The sequence below is a fragment of the Burkholderia reimsis genome (genome assembly GCF_003294055.1).
Taxonomy (GTDB): domain Bacteria; phylum Pseudomonadota; class Gammaproteobacteria; order Burkholderiales; family Burkholderiaceae; genus Burkholderia; species Burkholderia cepacia.
The window spans coordinates 16,850-35,422 of the sequence record NZ_QMFZ01000029.1 but is presented as its reverse complement, the minus strand read 5'-3'; the positions used below and the strand labels follow the sequence as shown (position 1 = coordinate 35,422).

The following is an 18,573-nucleotide window of genomic DNA, read 5'->3' as shown; positions in this document are numbered from 1 at the left end:
CCGTCAGCCGCGCCCGCGTGCTGCCAGGCGCGCGCGGGCGCCGTCGATGATCAGCGCGACGCCGCGCTCGAACGCTTCGTCTCCGCCGCGCGCGCGCAGCGCGGCCCAGCCCTTGGCGAGCAACGGAAACTCGGCCGCGTCCGGCAGCGGCGCATCGGCCTCGCCTTCGGGTTCCGCCTGTTCCTCCAGCACCCATCCGACCACGAAGCGGCCCAGCGCATACATCACGTCGACCGCCTCGTCCGGCGCGAAACCCGCTTCGCCGAGCAGCGCGACCTTGCGTTCGATCGAGCTGAAATGCAGCGCCCGCGGCCGCGTACCGGCATGCAGGCGCGCGCCGTCGCGATAGGCCAGCAGCGCGCGGCGGAAACCGCGTGCGTTGTCGAGAAGCCACGCATCCCACGCCTCGCCCGGCCGCGGCAGCGACGCATCGTGCCGCTCGAGCATGATCGCCTCGGCCATCGCGTCGAGCAGTTCGGCCTTGTTCCGGAAATGCCAGTAAAGCGTCGGCGACTGCACGCCGAGCCGCTCGGCGAGCCGCCGCGTCGACAGCCCATCGATGCCGACTTCATCGAGCAGCTCGAGCGCCGCGCGCAGTACCGTGTCGCGCGTCAGCCGCGCTCCCGTGTCCTTCATCTCTATCACCGATAGGGAAAGTTGTGGAATAATCGCCACTCTATCACCGATAGAGTCACGCTCTTGAATCCGTCCCTGATTGCCATTCTGGCCACGGTCCTGCTCGACGCGATCGGCGTCGGGATCGTGATGCCGATCCTCCCCGGGCTCCTGCGCTCGCTCGCCGATGCGGGCAGCACCGACACCCACTACGGGATCTTGCTCGCGCTGTACGCGTTCGCGCAGTTCCTGTGCGCCCCGCTGCTCGGCGCGCTGAGCGACCGCGTCGGCCGCCGGCCCGTCCTGCTCGTGTCGCTCGCGGGCGCCGCGCTCGACTACCTGCTGATGGCGCTCGCGCCGACGCTCGCCTGGCTCTACGTCGGGCGGCTGATCGCGGGCATCACCGGCGCGAACGTCGCGGTCGCGACTGCATACGTCACCGACGTCACGGCCGAACCCGACCGCGCGCGACGCTTCGGCCAGCTCGGCGCGATGATGGGCATCGGCTTCATCGCGGGCCCGTTGATCGGCGGCCTGCTCGGCGCGCTGCATGTGCGCGCGCCGTTCGTCGCGGCCGCCGTGCTCAACGCGCTCAATCTCGTGCTCGTCTGGCGCGCACTGCCGGAATCGCGGCCGCGTTCGGCCCGCGAAGGCCAAACGGCCGGCGCGCTCAACCCGTTCGCCAGCCTGCGCCGGCTGACCGGCTCACCGGCGCTCGTGCCGCTGATCGGCATTTACGTGATCGTGGCGCTGGTGTCGCAGGCGCCCGCCACGCTGTGGATCCTGTACGGCCAGGAACATTTCGGGTGGTCGACACCGATCGCGGGGCTGTCGCTGGCGGGCTACGGTGCGTGTCACGCGCTCGCGCAGGCTTTCGCGATCGGGCCGCTGATCGCGCGGCTCGGCGAGCGCCGCGCGCTCGCACTGGGCCTCGCGGGCGATGCGCTCGGGCTCGTGGCGATTGCGTTCGCGACCGCCGCGTGGGTGCCGTTCGCGCTGCTGCCGCTGTTCGCGGCGGGCGGCATGACGCTGCCGGCGCTGCAGGCGATGCTCGCGCGGCAGGTCGACGATGCGCGCCAGGGTGAACTGCAAGGCGCGCTCGCGAGCGTGGCGAGCCTGATCGGTGTCGCGGGGCCGCTGGTCGTCACCGCAACCTATGCGGCGACACGCGCGACGTGGCCGGGGCTCGTCTGGGCCGCGGCCGCGCTGCTTTATCTGCTCGTCCCGCCGTTGCTGGCCGGTGCCCGGCCGGCGGGCGCGGCACGGCCGTCCGCCTGAGCGCCGGCCGGCACATTCACGCCCGCCGCCGCGCTCAATGCGCGAGCGTCACGAGATTGGCATCGCGGACGAGCTGCCAGCGGCCGTCGGCCTTGCGGAAGATCGTCAGCGTATGGCCGGAACGGCGGATCGTCTCGCCGCCCGGCGGAGTCGCCTCGATCTCGATGAAATTGCGCATGTACGCCCAATCGCCCAACACGCGCAGTTCGTCGATCCGGTAACGGCCGTCGATCGTCGGCGCGGGCCCGCCCCCGGCGTTCGCGTCACGCGATGCGGCCGCAAACGCCGCCTTGTCGAACGGCGGCCTGCCGGCCACCATGAAGATCGCGTCGTCGGCGATCAGGTCGAGCACGGTCGCCAGGTCGCCGCGGCGGCTCGATACGAACCAGTTGTCCACGAGCTCACGGATCGCGTGTTCGTCTTCGGTCATCGTCGCTCCTCCTTCATCGGCGCGCGCCCGTACGCCATGCGGCGCCCGAAAAAAAAGCCGCCCGGATCGACTCCGGGCGGCTTTCCTTGCTGCATCTTGCTGGCCGTGCGTCAGACCACGACGGTCTGCGCCTCGCCTTCGCGGGTCGCACGCACGGTGCCGATCTTCCACACCTGTTCGCCGGCGGCGGTCAGGTCGGCGATCGCTGCGTCGGCATCGGCCGCCGAAACGATCACGGCCATGCCGATCCCGCAGTTGAACACGCGGTGCATTTCCGCGTCGGCGACGCCGCCGTGCTCCTGCAGCCACTTGAACAGCGGCGGCAGCGGCCACGCGTTCTGGTCGAGCTCGGCGGTGAGGCCTTCGCGCAGCACGCGCGGAATGTTCTCGACGAGGCCGCCGCCGGTGATGTGCGCCATGCCCTTCACCGACAGCTTCTGCATCAGCGCGAGCAGCGGCTTCACGTAGATGCGCGTGGGTGCCATCAGCGCGTCGGCGAGCGAGCGGCCGTGGAAATCGGCGGACAGGTCGGGGTTCGCGCGCTCGATGATCTTGCGCACGAGCGAGAAGCCGTTCGAGTGGATGCCGCTCGAAGCGAGGCCCAGCACCACGTCGCCCTCGGCGATCGTGCTGCCGTCGATGATCTTGCTCTTCTCGACCGCGCCGACCGCGAAGCCGGCCAGGTCGTATTCGCCATCCGGGTACATGCCCGGCATTTCGGCCGTTTCACCGCCGATCAGCGCGCAGCCGGACAGTTCGCAACCCTGCGCGATGCCCTTGACGACCGTTGCCGCGGTATCGACGTCGAGCTTGCCGCACGCGAAGTAGTCGAGGAAGAACAGCGGCTCGGCGCCCTGCACGAGGATGTCGTTCACGCTCATCGCGACGAGATCCTGGCCGACGGTGTCGTGTTTGTTCAGATGAAAGGCCAGCTTGAGCTTGGTGCCCACGCCGTCGGTGCCCGACACGAGCACGGGCTCCTTGTACTTCTTCGGTACTTCGAACAGCGCGCCGAACCCGCCGATGCCGCCGAGCACGCCGTCGCGCAGGGTTTTCTTCGCAAAAGGCTTGATCTTGTCGATGAGCGCGTCGCCCGCGTCGATGTCGACGCCTGCGTCGCGATAGGACAGACCTTGGGCGTCGGGAGCGGATTTCGGAGGATTCATGGGGGAATGCGAGAAGGTCGGTAAAATGCGATTTTACCCGAAGCCGGCCCGTTGGCCGGAATTCCCAGCACCGAATCGTCAGGGATTGCATCTTGGTCAACACGTCCCCGTTTTCATCGCCGAGCGAACCGCGCCGAAACCGGCGTGGCGCCGTGCGTGCGGGCGCGCGTGAAGCCCGCGAAGACGCAGTTCCCGGCGCGTGCCCGGCGTACGGCACGCGTATTTTCAACCGACCCGCATTGTGACTGTTGTGTCCCGTCAACTGACGCTCGATCTCGGCACGCCGCCGCCCGCCACGTTCGACAACTTCATCATGAACGAGGAGAACGACGAGCTCATCTCGCGCCTGCAGAAGCTCGACCTCGCGCTCGCGGCGGGCCCCGTGCCGGACCGGTCGTTCTATATCTGGGGCGAGCCCGGATGCGGCCGCACCCATCTGCTGCAGGCGCTCGTGAGCGACGCCTCGTACGGTTATGCGCGTTATCTCACCCCGCAAAGCCCGCTCGGCGCGTTCACGTTCGACCCGCGCATCGGCATCTACGCGATCGACGACTGCGACCGGATGAGCGACACCCAGCAGGTCGCACTGTTCAACCTGTTCAACGAAGTGCGCGCGCACCCGTCGAGCGCGTTCGTCGCGGCGGGCCCCGCGGCGCCGCTCGCGCTCGACGTGCGCGAGGATCTCCGCACGCGCCTCGGCTGGGGGCTCGTGTTCCACCTGTCGCCGCCGTCCGATGCCGGCAAGATCGCCGTGCTCAAGCTCGCGGCGAAGGAGCGCGGGATCGCGCTCACCGACGACATCGCCGCGTACCTGCTGACCCATTTCCGCCGCGACATGCCGAGCCTGATGGCGCTGCTCGACGCGCTCGACCGCTTCTCGCTCGAGCAGAAACGCGCCGTCACGCTGCCGTTGCTGCGCCGCATGCTGGCGCGTCCCGGCGACGACATCACCCCACCGGGCACGGGCCCGAACCGCTTCGAGTAAAATGCGCTTCCATGACTAATCTGGCACTCTTTGACCTCGATCACACGCTGATCCCGACCGATAGCGACCACGAATGGGGCCGCTTCATGGTGAAGCTCGGCATCGTCGACGCGGAAAGCTTCTCGCGTCAGAACGACCAGTTCTTCGCCGACTACAAGGCCGGCAAGCTCGACATCCACGCGTACCTCACGGCGATGCTCACGCCGCTCGCGAAGTATTCGCGTGCGCAGCTCGCGCAATGGCACGAGCAATACATGCACGAGGTGATCCGGCCCGCAATGACGCCCGCCGCGCTCGAACTCGTGCGCAAGCACCTCGATGCGGGCGACCTGTGCTGCGTCGTGACGGCGACCAACGAATTCATCACGCGCCCGATCGCCACCGCGTTCGGCGTCGACACGCTGATCGCCTGCGAGGTCGAGACGACCGACGGGCATCCCGATTCGCCGTACACGGGCCGGCCGACCGGCACGCCGAGCTATCGCGAAGGCAAGATCGTGCGGACCGAAGCGTGGCTCGCGTCGCTCGGCAAACAATGGAGCGACTTCACGCACACCTACTTCTACAGCGACTCGCACAACGACATCCCGTTGCTCGAGAAAGTCACCGACCCGATCGCGACCAACCCTGACGACACGCTGCGCGCGCATGCAAGCAACCGCGGCTGGCGCATCCTCGATCTCTTCTGAACGTCGTGATCAAAAAATTCATTCGCAAACTGCTCGGCCAGGACGAAACCGAGCAAACCTCTCCCGCAGCGGCCCCGGCCGACGAAGCGGCCCCTGCTACCCCGCGTGCCCCGAAAGGCGCCCGCGGCGGCACGAAAAAGCCGCGCAGCAACCATGAGCCGACCGTCGTGCCGGCCAGCGTGCACGGCATCAACCCGGCACTGATCTCGAAGAATGCCGTGCGCGTGACCGACACGCTGCAGCAGGCGGGCTTCCGCGCCTTCATCGTCGGCGGTGCGGTACGCGACCTGCTGCTCGGCATCGCGCCGAAGGACTTCGACGTCGCGACCGATGCAACGCCCACCGAGGTGCAGCGCCTGTTCCGCCGCGCGCGCCTGATCGGCCGCCGCTTCCAGATCGTCCACGTGCAGTTCGGCCAGGAGCTGATCGAGGTGTCGACGTTCCGCGCGCTGGTCGATGCGCCGCCCGAGGCGGCCGCTGCCGAGCCGCCGAGGCGCCTGAAGCGCGACGAACTCGATCGCCGCACCCATGCGGTCGACGCGAGCGGCCGCGTGCTGCGCGACAACGTGTGGGGCGAGCAGCACGAAGACGCCGCACGCCGCGACTTCACGATCAACGCGATGTACTACGACCCGTCGACGCAGACGGTGCTCGACTACCACGACGGGATGGCCGACGTGCGCGCCCGCCTGTTGCGGATGATCGGCGATCCGGCCACGCGCTTCCGCGAGGATCCGGTGCGGATGCTGCGCGTCGTGCGCTTCGCGGCGAAGCTCGGTTTCGAGATCGAGCCGCACACGCGCGAGCCGATCAACGCGCTCGCCGACCTGATCAACAACGTACCGGCCGCGCGCCTGTTCGACGAAATGCTGAAGCTGCTGCTGTCGGGCCACGCGCTCGCGTGCCTGCAGCGGCTGCGCAAGGAAGGCCTGCACCACGGGCTGCTGCCGCTGCTCGACGTCGTGCTCGAACAGCCGCAGGGCGAGAAGTTCATCACGCTCGCGCTGAACAACACCGATGCACGCGTGCGCGCCGGCAAGCCGGTTTCCCCGGGCTTCCTGTTCGCGACGCTGCTGTGGCACGACATGCGCCAGCGCTTCGAGCAATACACGGCCGAAGGCGAAATCCCGGTGCCGGCGCTCCATCGCGCGATGGACGACGTGCTCGACATGCAGACCGAGAAACTCGCGATCCACAAGCGCTACTCGGCCGACATGCGCGAGATCTGGGGCCTGCAGCTGCGCCTCGAGAAACGCTCGGGCCGCAGCGCGATGAGGCTGCTGGAACACCAAAGGTTTAGAGCGGGGTATGATTTCCTCCTGTTACGCTGCGAATCCGGCGAGCTCGATGCGGAAGTCGGACAGTGGTGGACGGATTTCATCGAAGGCGACGCGGCCGCTCGCGAGGCATTGCTCACGCAGGGCGGCTCGAAGGAAAAATCGCCCCGCAAGCGGCGCCGCCGCGGCGGTGCGCGAAACCGCAAGCCGGGTGAAGGTGCCGCCGAGCAGGCACCGGACACCTCGGGCGGTTCCGACGACTGACGCGCACGACGGCGAACGACGTAGGAAGTGATGCCATGACGGTTGCATATATCGGACTGGGGGCGAATCTCGGCGATGCGCGCCAGACCCTGAAGGACGCGGTGGTGTGCCTCGCGCAGCAGCGCACCATCTCGATCCTCGGCAAATCGAGCCTGTATCGCACGGCGCCCTTCGAAGCGGGCGGCGACGACTACTACAACTGCGTCGTCAAGCTCGACACGACGCTGTCGGCGCGCGAGCTGCTCGCGCTCTGCCAGAAGATCGAACATCACTTCGGCCGCGAGCGCCCGTATCGCAACGCGCCGCGCACGCTCGACCTCGACATCCTGCTGTTCGGCGCCGACTCGATCGACGAGCCCGACCTGATCGTCCCGCACCCGCGCCTCACCGATCGCGCGTTCGCGCTCGTGCCGCTCGTGGAGATCGAGCCCGCACTCGACATTCCCGCGCGCGGCCGTGCCGAAACCTTCCTCGCCGCCGTCGCGGATCAGCGTGTCGAGAAGGTGCAGACCTGCCAGTGCCTGATGCAGAAGGCGCTCGCCGCCAGCGAAGACGCCGACAAGAACCGCTGCCGATGACCCCGACACCCCTCACCGTCACTGCGCCCGACCTGCGCGCCCCGCACCGCTATCTCGTGATCGAAGGCCCGATCGGCGTCGGCAAGACGACGCTCGCGCGCCTGCTCGCCGAACGCTGGTCGATGCAGACGCTGCTCGAGCGCCCGCAGGACAACCCGTTCCTCGAACGCTTCTATCGCGATACCGCGCGCTACGCGCTGCCCGTGCAGCTGTCGTTCGCGCTGCAGCGTGCGCAGCAGGCACGCGAGCTGGTCGGTGCGCTCGAAACGGGCCGCCCGGTCATCGCCGATTTCATGCCGCAGAAAAACGACATCTTCGCGCGGCTGAACCTGCCGGAAGACGAGTGGCAGCTCTACCGTTCGGTCGCGACGCACGTGGACGTGCCGCAGGCGCCGTCGCCCGACCTCGTCGTCTACCTGCAGGCGAGCCCCGAAGTGCTGTTCTCGCGCATCCAGAAGCGCGGGCTGCCGATGGAGCTGCAGATCAGCGACGCGTACCTGCGCTCGCTCGTCGACGCGTACAACGAATTCTTCTACCACTACGACCGCACGCCGGTGCTGACGGTCGCCGCGGAACACCTGAACCCGCAGGATTCCCCCGAAGATCTCGCCCTGCTGGTCGAGCGCATCGAGACGATGCGCGGCCGCAAGGAATTCTTCGTCAAGGGCGAGACGACGCGCTGACGCGTCCTCGCCTGTCGTTCCTTACCATCCGAACCGGATTTCCCATGACCTATCTCCAGGAATCGAGCCGGCCTGCCGTCACGGTGCCCAAGCTGCAGGCAATGCGCGTCGCCGGCGAGAAGATCGCGATGCTCACCTGCTACGACGCGAGCTTTGCCGCCCTGCTCGACCGTTCGGGCGTCGACGTGCTGCTGATCGGCGATTCGCTCGGCAACGTGCTGCAGGGCCACACGACCACGCTGCCCGTGTCGCTCGACGACATCGCGTATCACACCGCCTGTGTCGCCCGCGCGCAGCCGCGCGCGCTGGTCGTCGCCGATCTGCCGTTCGGCACGTACGGCACGCCGGCCGAGGCGTTCGCGAGTGCCGTCAAGCTGATGCGTGCCGGTGCGCAGATGGTCAAGCTCGAAGGCGGCGAATGGCTCGCCGAGACGATCCGCTTCCTCGTCGAGCGCGCGGTGCCCGTATGCGCGCACGTGGGCCTCACGCCGCAATCGGTGCACGCGTTCGGCGGCTTCAAGGTGCAAGGCAAGACCGAAGCCGGTGCTGCCCAGTTGCTGCGCGACGCGCGCGCGATCGAGGATGCGGGCGCGCAGCTCGTCGTGCTCGAAGCCGTGCCGACGCTCGTCGCCTCCGAAGTCACGCACATGCTCAAGGTTCCGACGATCGGCATCGGCGCGGGCGTCGACTGCTCGGGCCAGGTGCTCGTGCTGCACGACATGCTCGGCGTGTTCCCCGGCAAGCGGCCGCGCTTCGTGAAGGATTTCATGCAGGGCCAGCCGAACATCCAGGCGGCCGTCGAAGCGTATGTGCACGCGGTGAAGGAGGGTTCGTTCCCTGGGGCGGAACATTCGTTCTGACGTCCGTGGCGGGGCCTGCGACGCGTGCGCCGGCGCCCCGATGTAAAAAAGCGCGGCGCCCTTTGCGGGGCGCCGCGCTTTTTCTTTCACACGCTGCCGGTTGCCGGCTGCCGGTTACTTCAGTACCGCGTCGAGCGCGCCGCGCAGCGCGTTGGTCAGCAGCAGCGCCTCCGCACGCGCAAGATCGTCGCGGGTCACGACCCGCTCCGTCGCGCCGAACACACGATCGTCGAGCAACACGCCACGCATCACCCCCGGCAACAGGCCGGATTCGAGCGGCGGCGTTACCCACTGGCCGTCAAGCTTCACGAACAGGTTCGAGCGCCCGCCTTCCGTCACCTCGCCGCGTTCGTTGACGAACAGCATGTCGAAACCGCCCAGCGCCTCAGCCGCCTGCCACGCGCGATCGTATTCGGCGCGGCGCGTGGTCTTGTGCAGCAGCAGCGCATCGCTCGCGCGGGTCGGCGCGAAACCGTGCGCAGACGCAAGCATCACGCCGACCGGCCCCGCCGGCAGCGGCTTGAGCGGCGCCGCGATGATCTCGATGGCGCCATCCTTCGCGAGCGAAAGCTTCATCCGGTAGGCGTCGTCGCCGTCGAGCGCTGCGCAGTGCGTATCGATCGCGTCGCGCAACGCCTCGGCATCGAAGCGGAAGCCGAACGCATCCGCGCTACGCTGCAGCCGTGCGAGATGACGATCGAGGTGCCGGATGCCGTCCGCACGCGTGGCAGCGGTCGTTTCGAACAGCTGGAAGCCGGGATCGGCATCCGTCAGGAATCGTGCTTTCAATTCGCACTCCGCATATTCGTCGGCCGCGATACTGTCGAGCACGATGCCCGCGCCGACGCCCATCGTGCCACGGCGCCGGCCGGCGATTGGCGTCGCCGGACTGCGTGCTTCGGCACCGGTCGCACCTTCGCGGTCAGCGCCTTCGCCCGCCGTACCTTCGCCGGTAGCATCGAGCGTCAGCGTACGGATCGCGACCGACAGGCAAAAATCGCCACAACCGGCCGGGCGCTCACCCGGTACGTCGGAATCGGCACCTTGCTTCGCGGCGTCGAGCCAGCCGATCGCGCCCGTATAGAGGCCGCGCGGTGTCGACTCGATCGCATCGATCAACTGCATCGTCTTGTACTTCGGCGCACCCGTGATCGATCCGCACGGAAACAGCGCACGCAGCATCTGCGCGAACGTCGTCCCTGCTCGCCAGCCGGCCTCGACCGTTGACGTCATCTGCCACACCGACGCATACGGCTCGACGGAGAACAGCGCCGGCACGCGAACCGTCCCGGTGCGTGCGATCCGCGATATGTCGTTGCGCAGCAGGTCGACGATCATCACGTTTTCCGCGCGGTTCTTCGGATCGTTCGCGAGGAACGCGGCTGCCGCCGCATCGTCGCGAGGGTCGGCCGAACGCGGCGCGGTGCCCTTCATCGGCCGCGCGCGCAGCACGTCGCCGTGCTTCTCGACGAACAGCTCGGGCGAACACGACACGACCCACGCACCGTCGGGCAACGCGACCAGCGCGCCGTAGCGCACCGGCTGGCGCGCACGCAGCCGCCGGTACAGCGCGAGCGGCGTGCCGAACACGTCGAAGTTCAGCCGGTACGTGTAGTTGACCTGATACGAATCGCCCGCGCGCAGCGCGTCGTGCACCGCGGCGATCGCCGCATCGAACGCATCGCGCGACACGCTCTTCGCGACGTGCGCGACACCCGCGATCGACGGCGCGTCGCTGCCGCCGTCCTGCTGCGCGAGCCACGCATCGACTTCGTCACGCGACAGGCGTTCGCAGCGCGCATACAGCAAAAAGCGCGCCGGGGCATGGCCCGGCTGCGCCCGTAGCAGGTTGCGTCCGAATTCGTAATCGCCGACGACGACCGCATGCAGCCCGTCGCGCAGGTCCTGCGCCACCGCCGCATCGACTGCGTCGAGCCGCGCCGGATCCGTGCACACGCGTTCGCGCACGAATCCCGAATACAAACGACTCGACCGCGCGGACGCGGTCGAGTCGCAATCGTCCAAGAGCGCGAACGACGCGCTCTCGTTGCCTTCAGTCATGCTGTTACTCGAGTTACTCGAAGAAGCTCTTCACACGGTCGAACCAGCTCTTGCTCTGCGGGCTGTGACGCGCGCCGCCCTCGGCCAGCGACTTCTCGAACTGCTTGAGCAGGTCGCGCTGGTTGTCGGTCAGCTTCACGGGCGTCTCGACCTGCACGTGCACGTACAGATCGCCCGCGATGCTCGAACGCAGCCCCTTGATGCCCTTGCCGCGCAGCCGGAACGTCTTGCCCGACTGCGTGCCTTCCGGCACCGGGAACGATGCACGGCCGGCCAGCGTCGGCACCTCGATCTCGCCGCCGAGCGCGGCGGTCGTGAACGGGATCGGCATCTGGCAGTGGAGATCGTCGCCGTCGCGCTCGAACACCGAGTGCGGCTTGATGTGGATCTCGACGTACAGGTCGCCCGGCGGCCCGCCGTTGATGCCCGGCTCGCCGTTGCCGGCCGAGCGGATGCGCATCCCGTCGTCGATCCCGGCCGGGATCTTCACTTCGAGCGTCTTGGTTTCCTTCACCTTGCCCGACCCGTGGCAATGCACGCACGGCTCGGGGATGTAGGTGCCCGTGCCGTGGCACTTCGGGCAGGTCTGCTGGATGCTGAAGAAGCCCTGCGACATGCGCACCGTGCCCTGGCCATGGCAGGTCGGGCAGGTTTCCGGCTTCGTGCCGGGCTTCGCACCCGACCCGTGGCAGACCTCGCACGACACCCAGCTCGGCACGCGGATCTGCGTGTCGTAGCCGTGTGCGGCCTGCTCGAGCGTGATTTCCATGCTGTAGCGCAGGTCGGCACCGCGATACACCTGCGGGCCGCCACGGCCGCCGCGCGCGGCGCCGCCCGCGGCTTGGCCGAAGATGTCGCCGAAGATGTCGCCGAACGCATCCGCGAAGCCGCCGAAGCCCTGTGCGCCCGCACCGCCCATGTTCGGATCGACGCCTGCATGGCCGTACTGGTCGTACGCGGCCCGCTTCTGGCTGTCCGAGAGCATTTCGTAGGCTTCCTTCACCTCCTTGAAATGCTCTTCCGCATCCTTGTTGTCCGGATTGCGGTCAGGGTGATACTTCATCGCAAGCTTGCGATATGCCTTCTTGATTTCGTCGTCGCTCGCATTCTTCGCGACGCCCAGAACCTCGTAGTAATCCCGTTTCGCCATATCGATTCACTGTGCCGCCACGCATCGCGCACGCGGCGGCTCCTTTCGCCCGCAGTAAAGTCTCTCGACTCGTCTGGCGCTGCGCCCGTCCGCGGACGGCTCGTGCAGCACCCGCCAAAAAACAAATGTGCCCGGAGGGCCGCAAAGCCCGCCAGGCGTGGAGTCGATCCGGCCATCCGGAAGGAAAGACAGACCGCTTGTCAGCCAGCCCGCCAGCCGCGCCGCGCGCGTGTTGCGCGCGGCGTGCGGCACCGGGGCAACCCGGCTTAGTCCTTCTTCACTTCCTTGAACTCGGCGTCGACGACATCGTCGGCAGCCTGTTGCGCGCCGCCCGCGTGGGCCGCACCTTCCGCTGCACCCGCTGCGCCGGCCGCACCCGCTTGCTGGGCCTGCATGTCGGCGTACATCTTTTCGCCGAGCTTCTGCGAAACCTTGCCGAGTTCCTCGACCTTCGCGTCGATCGCAGCCTTGTCGGCCGACGTGTCCTTCAGCACTTCCTCGAGCGACTTCAGCGACACTTCGATCGCTTCCTTCTCGCCCGCGTCCAGCTTGTCGCCGTACTCGGTCAGCGCCTTCTTCGTGCTGTGGACCAGCGCGTCGCCCTGGTTGCGCGAATCGGCCAGCTCGCGCAGCTTGTGATCTTCCGCTGCGTTCGCTTCCGCGTCCTTGATCATCTGGTCGATTTCAGCCTCGGACAGACCCGAATTCGCCTTGATCGTGATCTTGTTTTCCTTGCCGGTCGCCTTGTCCTTCGCGCCGACGTGCAGGATGCCGTTCGCGTCGATGTCGAAGGTCACTTCGATCTGCGGCACGCCACGCGGTGCGGGCGGGATGCCTTCGAGGTTGAACTCGCCGAGCAGCTTGTTGCCTGCTGCCATTTCGCGTTCGCCCTGGAACACCTTGATCGTCACGGCGCCCTGGTTGTCGTCCGCCGTCGAATACACTTGCGCGTGCTTCGTCGGGATCGTCGTGTTCTTGCTGATCATCTTCGTCATCACGCCGCCGAGCGTCTCGATACCGAGCGACAGCGGGGTCACGTCGAGCAGCAGCACGTCCTTGCGGTCGCCCGACAGGACCTGGCCCTGGATCGCCGCGCCAACCGCGACGGCTTCGTCCGGGTTCACGTCACGGCGCGGATCCTTGCCGAAGAATTCCTTCACCTTCTCCATGACCTTCGGCATGCGCGTCTGGCCGCCGACCAGGATCACGTCGTCGATGTCCGACACCTTGACGCCTGCGTCCTTGATCGCGATGCGGCACGGTTCGATCGTGCGCTCGACGAGGTCTTCCACCAGCGCTTCCAGCTTCGCGCGGGTGATCTTCAGGTTCAAGTGCTTCGGGCCCGACGCGTCCGCCGTGATGTACGGCAGGTTGATTTCGGTCTGCTGGCTCGACGACAGCTCGATCTTCGCCTTTTCAGCGGCTTCCTTCAGGCGCTGCAGCGCGAGCACGTCCTTCGACAGGTCGACGCCCTGCTCCTTCTTGAACTCGCCGATGATGTAATCGATGATGCGCTGGTCGAAGTCTTCGCCGCCGAGGAACGTGTCGCCGTTGGTCGACAGCACTTCGAACTGCATTTCGCCGTCGACGTCCGCGATCTCGATGATCGACACGTCGAACGTACCGCCGCCGAGGTCATACACGGCGATCTTGCGGTCGCCCTTCTCGGCCTTGTCGAGGCCGAACGCGAGCGCGGCTGCGGTCGGCTCGTTGATGATCCGCTTGACTTCGAGGCCCGCGATGCGGCCGGCATCCTTGGTTGCCTGGCGCTGGCTGTCGTTGAAGTACGCCGGCACCGTGATCACGGCTTCCGTGACCGGCTCGCCGAGGTAGTCTTCAGCCGTCTTCTTCATCTTGCGCAGCACTTCCGCCGAAACCTGCGGCGGCGCGAGCTTTTCGCCGTGCGCTTCGACCCATGCATCGCCGTTGTCGGCCTTGATGATGCTGTAAGGCATCAGGCCGATGTCCTTCTGGACTTCCTTCTCTTCGAAGCGGCGGCCGATCAGGCGCTTCACTGCGAACAGCGTGTTCTTCGGGTTGGTCACCGATTGACGCTTGGCCGGCGCGCCGACGAGCACTTCGTTGTCGTCCATGTAGGCGATGATCGACGGCGTGGTGCGCGTGCCTTCCGAGTTCTCGATGACCTTGACCTGGTTGCCTTCCATGATGGCGACGCACGAGTTCGTGGTGCCGAGGTCAATACCGATGATCTTTCCCATTTTTCCTAATCTCCAGAAATGCTTGTTTGCTGCGCAAAACCCCGCGTTTTGGGGCGGTTTCGCGCGCCAGAATTCAACTCTGTTCCCGAAATGCGTCCGGCCGGTCCGTTTTCAAGACCCGCCGAGCGATGCGGATATTAAATTTTTTCAATCGCCGCCGGCTAGGGGATCGCTGCCCGCCGCCGCGATTTTCGCGCGTGCCGCCGACACGGCCGCCTGGAACTGCGCGAGGCCATGCCAGCCCGTCGCACGGCCGAGCCGCTTGCCGCGGTGGAAGAAGAACCACGTCGGCACACCGTGCAGCCCGAAGCGGCGCCCAAGCTGGTGGTGTTCGTACACGTTGCAATGGAACCACTTCAAGCCCAGCGCGCGGATGGCGTCGGGCTGGGCGAGCATCGCCTTCTTCGCGATCTCGCAGTTGAAGCAGTCGACGCCCCAGAAGAACACCACCGCAAGCGCGTCCCCCGCGCCGTCGATCGCCGCGTCGAACGTACCGGCGTCCAGCGCCTGCATGTCGAACGCGTCAAATGCGGCCGGATCGACGCCGGCGGGCACCATCGCGACGCCCTTACTTCGGCTGCGCGACGGTGACGAGCGCCGGACGCAGCACGCGGTCGGCGATCGTGTAGCCCTTCTGCAGCACCGTGACGACGGTGTTCGGCTCCTGCTCGGCCGGCACCATCGAAATTGCCTGGTGCTGGTGCGGATCGAACTTCTCGCCGACCGGGTTGATCGCGACGACGCGGCCCTTCTCGAGTGCGCTCGTCAGCTGGCGCAGCGTCAGCTCGACGCCTTCGCGCACCTTCGCGATATCGCCGGACGTATCGTTGACGGCCGCTTCCAGGCTGTCCAGCACGGGCAGCAGGTGCTCCGCGAAGCTCTCGATCGCGAACTTGTGCGCCTTCGAGACGTCGTCCTGCGCGCGGCGGCGGACGTTCTCGGTCTCGGCCTTCGCCCGCAGGTAGCTCTCCTGCAGCTCGGCGACCTTGGCTTGAGCCTCCGCGAGCGCCGCGTCGGCTGCTTCGGCGGCGGGAGCAGCGCCTTGCGCCGCCTGCTTCTCGCTGCCGGTATCTTCGGCCGATTGGGTAGACGGGTTCTCTTGCGTGTTTTCCATGTCGCTGAAAGTCGATTAGAGGTTGAAGCCAAATCGGCAACCGCCGGACCGTATACCCGGCGGCACCGCACATTGCTGGTGCAAATAAGGGTGAAAACTGCGATTTCAAGAGGGTTATTCGCCGGCATTCTCCAATGCCGCGAAACAACCGCGCGTCGCACCGGTGCATCGCCCGCATAGTCCGCCACGGCAGGCGAAACGGGCTGTAACAACGCTTACCTGGCAAGTACTAGCTTGGCACAGTCCCGCTGCACTACACTCCACTCAAGCGTCGGAAAAGCGTGTTTACCCTTAGCTGACCGACGCCTTACAACCACCACCTGGCGCCGTTTTCACCCCTTCTCGAGGGGAGTACCGTGAAACTGACCTTTGCGATATCGGTGGTCGCGCTGGTACTCATTGCCGGCACCACCACCATCTGCCTGTCGGGAGCCGTGACCGACCGCACGACCGAATACGGGAGCGCGCGGGCGACGTTCGACCAGATGTTCAGCTCCCACCAGAAAATCTGTCGATGATGCGCCGGTCGCGCTTCGTCGGCCGGCCGTGCAATTCGGCCGCCGGCTCGCGATACGTGCGGCGCCGCTCCAGTTCGGCGAGCCGCGCGGCCCGCCCCGCTTCCGTTTCCTCGTAAAGCGTCTGCGCGACGCTCGCCGGCCCGCGCACGTCGCACACGCCGAGGACGGCAATGTGCCAGACGATGCCGTCGATCGCAATTTCGACCTCGTCGCCCACGCGCACTTCCTTCGCCGGCTTGACCGCAGCCCCGCCGATCTTCACGTGCCCCTTGTCGACCGCATCGGTCGCAAGCGAGCGCGTCTTGAAGAACCGGGCCGCCCACAGCCATTTGTCGATGCGCAGCTTCGCGCCCGGTTCGGTCGAAATCTTGTAGTTCATCGCACCTCACCCGCCGTTTCGGGCTGCGCGGCCTTGACCGGCCAGCCCTGCAGATTCTCGGCGACGATCTCGCCGAGCGCGCCGATCCATGCGGGCGCGCCGTTCAGGCACGGAATCCGGTGGAACGCCTTGCCGCCGCCGGCGAGGAACTCGTCGCGCACTTCCATGCCGATCTCCTCGATCGTCTCCAGGCAATCGGCCGTGAAACCGGGACAGAACACGTCGGCCCGCTGTACGCCGGCCTCGCCGAACTCGCGCAACGTCGGCGCGGTATAAGGCTGCAGCCATTCGGCCTTGCCGAAACGCGACTGGAACGTGACGCGGCACTCGGTCGTCGACAGCCCGAGCGCGGCCATCAGCAACGCGCCCGTCTGCTGGCACTGGTCGTGATAGGGATCGCCGAGGTCGAGCGTGCGCTTCGGCACGCCGTGAAAGCTCAGCACGAGCTTGTCGCCGGCCGCGAAATCCGGCCGGCCGTGCTGCGCCCAATACTGGCGCACCTGCTCGGCCAGCGCGTGGATATAGGCCGGATGGTCGGCGTAGTGCCGTATCGTGCGCACCTCCGGCTGGTTGCGCATGCGCGAGAGCGCGTCGAATGCGGCGTCGAATGCGGTGGCCGTGGTCGACGCCGAGTATTGCGGATACATCGGCATCAGCAGCACGCGCTCGACGCCGGCGCGCTTGAACTGCGCGAGCGCGTGCGAAATGTTCGGACTGCCGTAGCGCATCGCGTAGTCGACCTGCACTTGATAACCGTTCGACGCGAGCAGGTGCCGCACGCCGTCGGTCTGGCGCACGGTATGCACGCGCAGCGGCGAGCCCTCGGGCATCCAGACGGCCGCGTATTTCTTCGCGGACGCGCGGCCGCGCAGCGGCAGGATCAGCGTGCGCAGCAGCACCTGCCAGATGGCCTGCGGAATCTCGACGACCCGCGGATCCGACAGGAATTCGGCCAGATAGCGCCGCACGGCACGCGGCGTGGGCGCATCGGGCGTGCCGAGATTGATCAGCAGCACACCGATACGATGGGCGGCCGCGATACTCGAAGGCGGCTCAAGATCGAAACGCATGGGCAAGAACGTGCTCGGGGCACGGGACCGGACGGCTCTCAATTATAGCGGGCCGCCTCGCGCCGGTCGGCTGGCCGTTCGGCCGACTGTCGGCGCACGCGGCGCCGCGGCACGATGACGGGGCGGGATCGGGCTGGCGCTCGCAGGCTACTGCTGGCTCAGCGTGAGCGACAGCAGCCGCGCGGTGATGTCGACGATCGGGATCACGCGGTTGTACGCCATGCGGGTCGGGCCGATCACGCCGAGCGTGCCGACGATCTGCCCGTTCACCTCGTAAGGGGCGGTAACGACGCTCATTTCCTCGATCGGCACGAGTGTCGATTCGCCGCCGATGAAGATCTGCACGCCCTGGGCGTGGCTCGACACGTCGAGCAGTTGCAGGAGGCCCGTCTTTTGGTCGAATACGTCGAACAGCTTGCGCAGCCGGGCCATGTCGGACGACAGATCCGCCACCTCGAGCAGGTTGCGCTCGCCGGAAATCAGCACGGTGTCCTCGGTGTCGGGCACCTCGGTGCTGGCCGTCACGGCCGCATGCATCAGCGTGGTCATGTCGCCGCGCAACTGGTCGATCTCGTCGCGCAGGCGACGGCGCACCTCGTCGAACGACAGCCCGGCGAAATGCGCGTTGATGTAGTTGGACGCCTCGGTCAATTGCGACGGCGAGTAGTCGCGCGGCGTCGCGAGCATCCGGTTCTGCACGTCACCCTCGGGCGTCACGATGATCAGCAGGATGCGCTTGTCCGACAGGCGCATGAACTCGATCTGCTTGAACACGTGGCTGCGGCGCGGCGTCAGCACGACGCCCGCGAACTGCGACAGGTTCGACAGCACGCTCGCCGCGGCCGCCACGACGCGCTGCTGCGGCTCGCCGGCCTGCAGCGTGTTCTGCACCTGCCGCGCGACGGCCTCGGCGTCGATCGGCACCTCGACCGTCAGCATCGTGTCGACGAACAGCCGGTAGCCGCGCGGCGTCGGCACGCGGCCGGCCGACGTGTGCGGGCTCGACACGAGGCCGAGCTCCTCCAGGTCGGACATCACGTTGCGGATCGTCGCCGGGCTCAGCTCGAGCCCGGAGTAACGGGACAACGTGCGCGATCCGACTGGCTGACCGTCGGCGATATACCGTTCGATCAGGGTTTTCAGGAGGGTTCGTGCGCGAGGATCTAGCATGGTGGAAAATTTTAGCGCAACCGCGCGACCGCGGCGAGTGGCGTCGGCCACCGATGCGCGGGCCGAC

The 18,573-nt window shown here is 67.1% G+C and carries 19 protein-coding genes; 8 read left to right on the top strand and 11 right to left on the bottom strand.

Annotated elements, in window-relative coordinates; all coding sequences use genetic code 11:
* Nucleotides 1-3 precede the first annotated feature (3 nt).
* Entirely contained in the window at nucleotides 4-636 is a 633-nt protein-coding gene (tetR, locus tag DPV79_RS28505) for a tetracycline resistance transcriptional repressor TetR (protein WP_113047060.1), read from the bottom strand.
* Between the two features lie 63 nt (nucleotides 637-699).
* On the opposite strand from tetR, the gene tet reads away from it, so the two are divergent.
* Entirely contained in the window at nucleotides 700-1,893 is a 1,194-nt protein-coding gene (tet, locus tag DPV79_RS28500) for a Tet(A)/Tet(B)/Tet(C) family tetracycline efflux MFS transporter (RefSeq protein ID WP_113047059.1), read from the top strand.
* Nucleotides 1,894-1,927: 34 nt separating this feature from the next.
* Here tet and DPV79_RS28495 read toward each other — a convergent pair whose 3' ends face one another.
* On the bottom strand, nucleotides 1,928-2,323 hold the full coding sequence (locus tag DPV79_RS28495) for a YybH family protein (protein WP_059709683.1): 396 nt from the start codon (nucleotides 2,321-2,323) through the stop codon (nucleotides 1,928-1,930).
* A 110-nt stretch (nucleotides 2,324-2,433) separates the two neighbouring features.
* Nucleotides 2,434-3,489 carry a phosphoribosylformylglycinamidine cyclo-ligase gene (gene purM, locus DPV79_RS28490; protein ID WP_006484927.1) on the bottom strand — a complete coding sequence of 352 codons (1,056 nt, stop codon included), beginning with the start codon at nucleotides 3,487-3,489 and terminating at the stop codon, nucleotides 2,434-2,436.
* A 250-nt stretch (nucleotides 3,490-3,739) separates the two neighbouring features.
* On the opposite strand from purM, the gene hda reads away from it, so the two are divergent.
* The 6 genes from hda to panB are packed head-to-tail and all read left to right on the top strand — an operon-like array spanning nucleotide 3,740 to nucleotide 8,825.
* The gene (gene hda / locus DPV79_RS28485; protein WP_006484992.1) at nucleotides 3,740-4,474 is read left to right on the top strand and encodes a DnaA regulatory inactivator Hda; all 735 of its coding nucleotides are present in this window, start codon (nucleotides 3,740-3,742) and stop codon (nucleotides 4,472-4,474) included.
* 11 nt (nucleotides 4,475-4,485) lie between these two features.
* A complete protein-coding gene (locus DPV79_RS28480; protein WP_021162206.1) occupies nucleotides 4,486-5,163 on the top strand; it encodes a histidinol-phosphatase in 678 nt (225 codons plus the stop codon).
* A gap of 5 nt (nucleotides 5,164-5,168) precedes the next feature.
* Nucleotides 5,169-6,704, top strand: a complete 1,536-nt coding sequence (pcnB, locus tag DPV79_RS28475) for a polynucleotide adenylyltransferase PcnB (RefSeq protein ID WP_021162207.1) — start codon at nucleotides 5,169-5,171, stop codon at nucleotides 6,702-6,704.
* A 35-nt stretch (nucleotides 6,705-6,739) separates the two neighbouring features.
* Complete coding sequence (gene folK / locus DPV79_RS28470; RefSeq protein ID WP_021162208.1) at nucleotides 6,740-7,282, top strand: 2-amino-4-hydroxy-6-hydroxymethyldihydropteridine diphosphokinase; 543 nt, start codon at nucleotides 6,740-6,742, stop codon at nucleotides 7,280-7,282.
* Nucleotides 7,279-7,965 carry a deoxynucleoside kinase gene (locus DPV79_RS28465; protein ID WP_042976856.1) on the top strand — a complete coding sequence of 229 codons (687 nt, stop codon included), beginning with the start codon at nucleotides 7,279-7,281 and terminating at the stop codon, nucleotides 7,963-7,965. The genes folK and DPV79_RS28465 overlap by 4 nt, the downstream gene beginning before the upstream one ends.
* Nucleotides 7,966-8,009: 44 nt before the next feature.
* Entirely contained in the window at nucleotides 8,010-8,825 is an 816-nt protein-coding gene (gene panB / locus DPV79_RS28460; RefSeq protein ID WP_113047058.1) for a 3-methyl-2-oxobutanoate hydroxymethyltransferase, read from the top strand.
* A gap of 114 nt (nucleotides 8,826-8,939) precedes the next feature.
* Here the strand turns inward: panB and DPV79_RS28455 are convergent, their stop codons facing one another.
* The 5 genes from DPV79_RS28455 to grpE form a co-directional block, all read right to left on the bottom strand.
* Entirely contained in the window at nucleotides 8,940-10,886 is a 1,947-nt protein-coding gene (locus tag DPV79_RS28455) for a chorismate-binding protein (protein WP_113047057.1), read from the bottom strand.
* A gap of 13 nt (nucleotides 10,887-10,899) precedes the next feature.
* The gene (dnaJ, locus tag DPV79_RS28450) at nucleotides 10,900-12,036 is read right to left on the bottom strand and encodes a molecular chaperone DnaJ (RefSeq protein ID WP_021162212.1); all 1,137 of its coding nucleotides are present in this window, start codon (nucleotides 12,034-12,036) and stop codon (nucleotides 10,900-10,902) included.
* A gap of 266 nt (nucleotides 12,037-12,302) precedes the next feature.
* A complete protein-coding gene (dnaK, locus tag DPV79_RS28445) occupies nucleotides 12,303-14,255 on the bottom strand; it encodes a molecular chaperone DnaK (RefSeq protein WP_113047056.1) in 1,953 nt (650 codons plus the stop codon).
* Between the two features lie 147 nt (nucleotides 14,256-14,402).
* The gene (locus DPV79_RS28440; RefSeq protein ID WP_059528987.1) at nucleotides 14,403-14,813 is read right to left on the bottom strand and encodes a thioredoxin family protein; all 411 of its coding nucleotides are present in this window, start codon (nucleotides 14,811-14,813) and stop codon (nucleotides 14,403-14,405) included.
* Between the two features lie 10 nt (nucleotides 14,814-14,823).
* Entirely contained in the window at nucleotides 14,824-15,369 is a 546-nt protein-coding gene (grpE, locus tag DPV79_RS28435; protein WP_021162215.1) for a nucleotide exchange factor GrpE, read from the bottom strand.
* Between the two features lie 356 nt (nucleotides 15,370-15,725).
* Here grpE and DPV79_RS42820 point away from each other — a divergent pair, with 356 nt between their 5' ends.
* The gene (locus DPV79_RS42820; protein WP_006476841.1) at nucleotides 15,726-15,887 is read left to right on the top strand and encodes a hypothetical protein; all 162 of its coding nucleotides are present in this window, start codon (nucleotides 15,726-15,728) and stop codon (nucleotides 15,885-15,887) included.
* On the opposite strand, the gene DPV79_RS28425 is transcribed toward DPV79_RS42820, so the two are convergent.
* From DPV79_RS28425 to hrcA, 3 genes are all read right to left on the bottom strand, one after another.
* Nucleotides 15,859-16,266 (bottom strand): RNA-binding S4 domain-containing protein, encoded by a 408-nt coding sequence (locus DPV79_RS28425; RefSeq protein WP_021162216.1) that lies wholly within the window; start codon nucleotides 16,264-16,266, stop codon nucleotides 15,859-15,861. The two genes, DPV79_RS42820 and DPV79_RS28425, sit on opposite strands and share 29 nt — an antisense overlap.
* Nucleotides 16,263-17,336 (bottom strand): ferrochelatase, encoded by a 1,074-nt coding sequence (hemH, locus tag DPV79_RS28420; RefSeq protein WP_059685184.1) that lies wholly within the window; start codon nucleotides 17,334-17,336, stop codon nucleotides 16,263-16,265. The genes DPV79_RS28425 and hemH overlap by 4 nt, the downstream gene beginning before the upstream one ends.
* 147 nt (nucleotides 17,337-17,483) lie before the next feature.
* On the bottom strand, nucleotides 17,484-18,506 hold the full coding sequence (gene hrcA / locus DPV79_RS28415) for a heat-inducible transcriptional repressor HrcA (RefSeq protein WP_021162218.1): 1,023 nt from the start codon (nucleotides 18,504-18,506) through the stop codon (nucleotides 17,484-17,486).
* Between the last annotated feature and the right edge of the window lie 67 nt (nucleotides 18,507-18,573).

What these genes read in the sequence shown, in the direction of transcription:
- tetR (WP_113047060.1), bottom strand. Translation starts at nt 636, where the DNA reads ATGAAGGACACGGGAGCGCGGCTGACGCGCGACACGGTACTGCGCGCG.
- DPV79_RS28495 (WP_059709683.1), bottom strand. Translation starts at nt 2,323, where the DNA reads ATGACCGAAGACGAACACGCGATCCGTGAGCTCGTGGACAACTGGTTC.
- purM (WP_006484927.1), bottom strand. Translation starts at nt 3,489, where the DNA reads ATGAATCCTCCGAAATCCGCTCCCGACGCCCAAGGTCTGTCCTATCGC.
- DPV79_RS28480 (WP_021162206.1), top strand. Translation starts at nt 4,486, where the DNA reads ATGACTAATCTGGCACTCTTTGACCTCGATCACACGCTGATCCCGACC.
- folK (WP_021162208.1), top strand. Translation starts at nt 6,740, where the DNA reads ATGACGGTTGCATATATCGGACTGGGGGCGAATCTCGGCGATGCGCGC.
- DPV79_RS28465 (WP_042976856.1), top strand. Translation starts at nt 7,279, where the DNA reads ATGACCCCGACACCCCTCACCGTCACTGCGCCCGACCTGCGCGCCCCG.
- panB (WP_113047058.1), top strand. Translation starts at nt 8,010, where the DNA reads ATGACCTATCTCCAGGAATCGAGCCGGCCTGCCGTCACGGTGCCCAAG.
- DPV79_RS28455 (WP_113047057.1), bottom strand. Translation starts at nt 10,886, where the DNA reads ATGACTGAAGGCAACGAGAGCGCGTCGTTCGCGCTCTTGGACGATTGC.
- dnaJ (WP_021162212.1), bottom strand. Translation starts at nt 12,036, where the DNA reads ATGGCGAAACGGGATTACTACGAGGTTCTGGGCGTCGCGAAGAATGCG.
- dnaK (WP_113047056.1), bottom strand. Translation starts at nt 14,255, where the DNA reads ATGGGAAAGATCATCGGTATTGACCTCGGCACCACGAACTCGTGCGTC.
- DPV79_RS28440 (WP_059528987.1), bottom strand. Translation starts at nt 14,813, where the DNA reads ATGGTGCCCGCCGGCGTCGATCCGGCCGCATTTGACGCGTTCGACATG.
- grpE (WP_021162215.1), bottom strand. Translation starts at nt 15,369, where the DNA reads ATGGAAAACACGCAAGAGAACCCGTCTACCCAATCGGCCGAAGATACC.
- DPV79_RS28425 (WP_021162216.1), bottom strand. Translation starts at nt 16,266, where the DNA reads ATGAACTACAAGATTTCGACCGAACCGGGCGCGAAGCTGCGCATCGAC.
- hemH (WP_059685184.1), bottom strand. Translation starts at nt 17,336, where the DNA reads ATGCGTTTCGATCTTGAGCCGCCTTCGAGTATCGCGGCCGCCCATCGT.
- hrcA (WP_021162218.1), bottom strand. Translation starts at nt 18,506, where the DNA reads ATGCTAGATCCTCGCGCACGAACCCTCCTGAAAACCCTGATCGAACGG.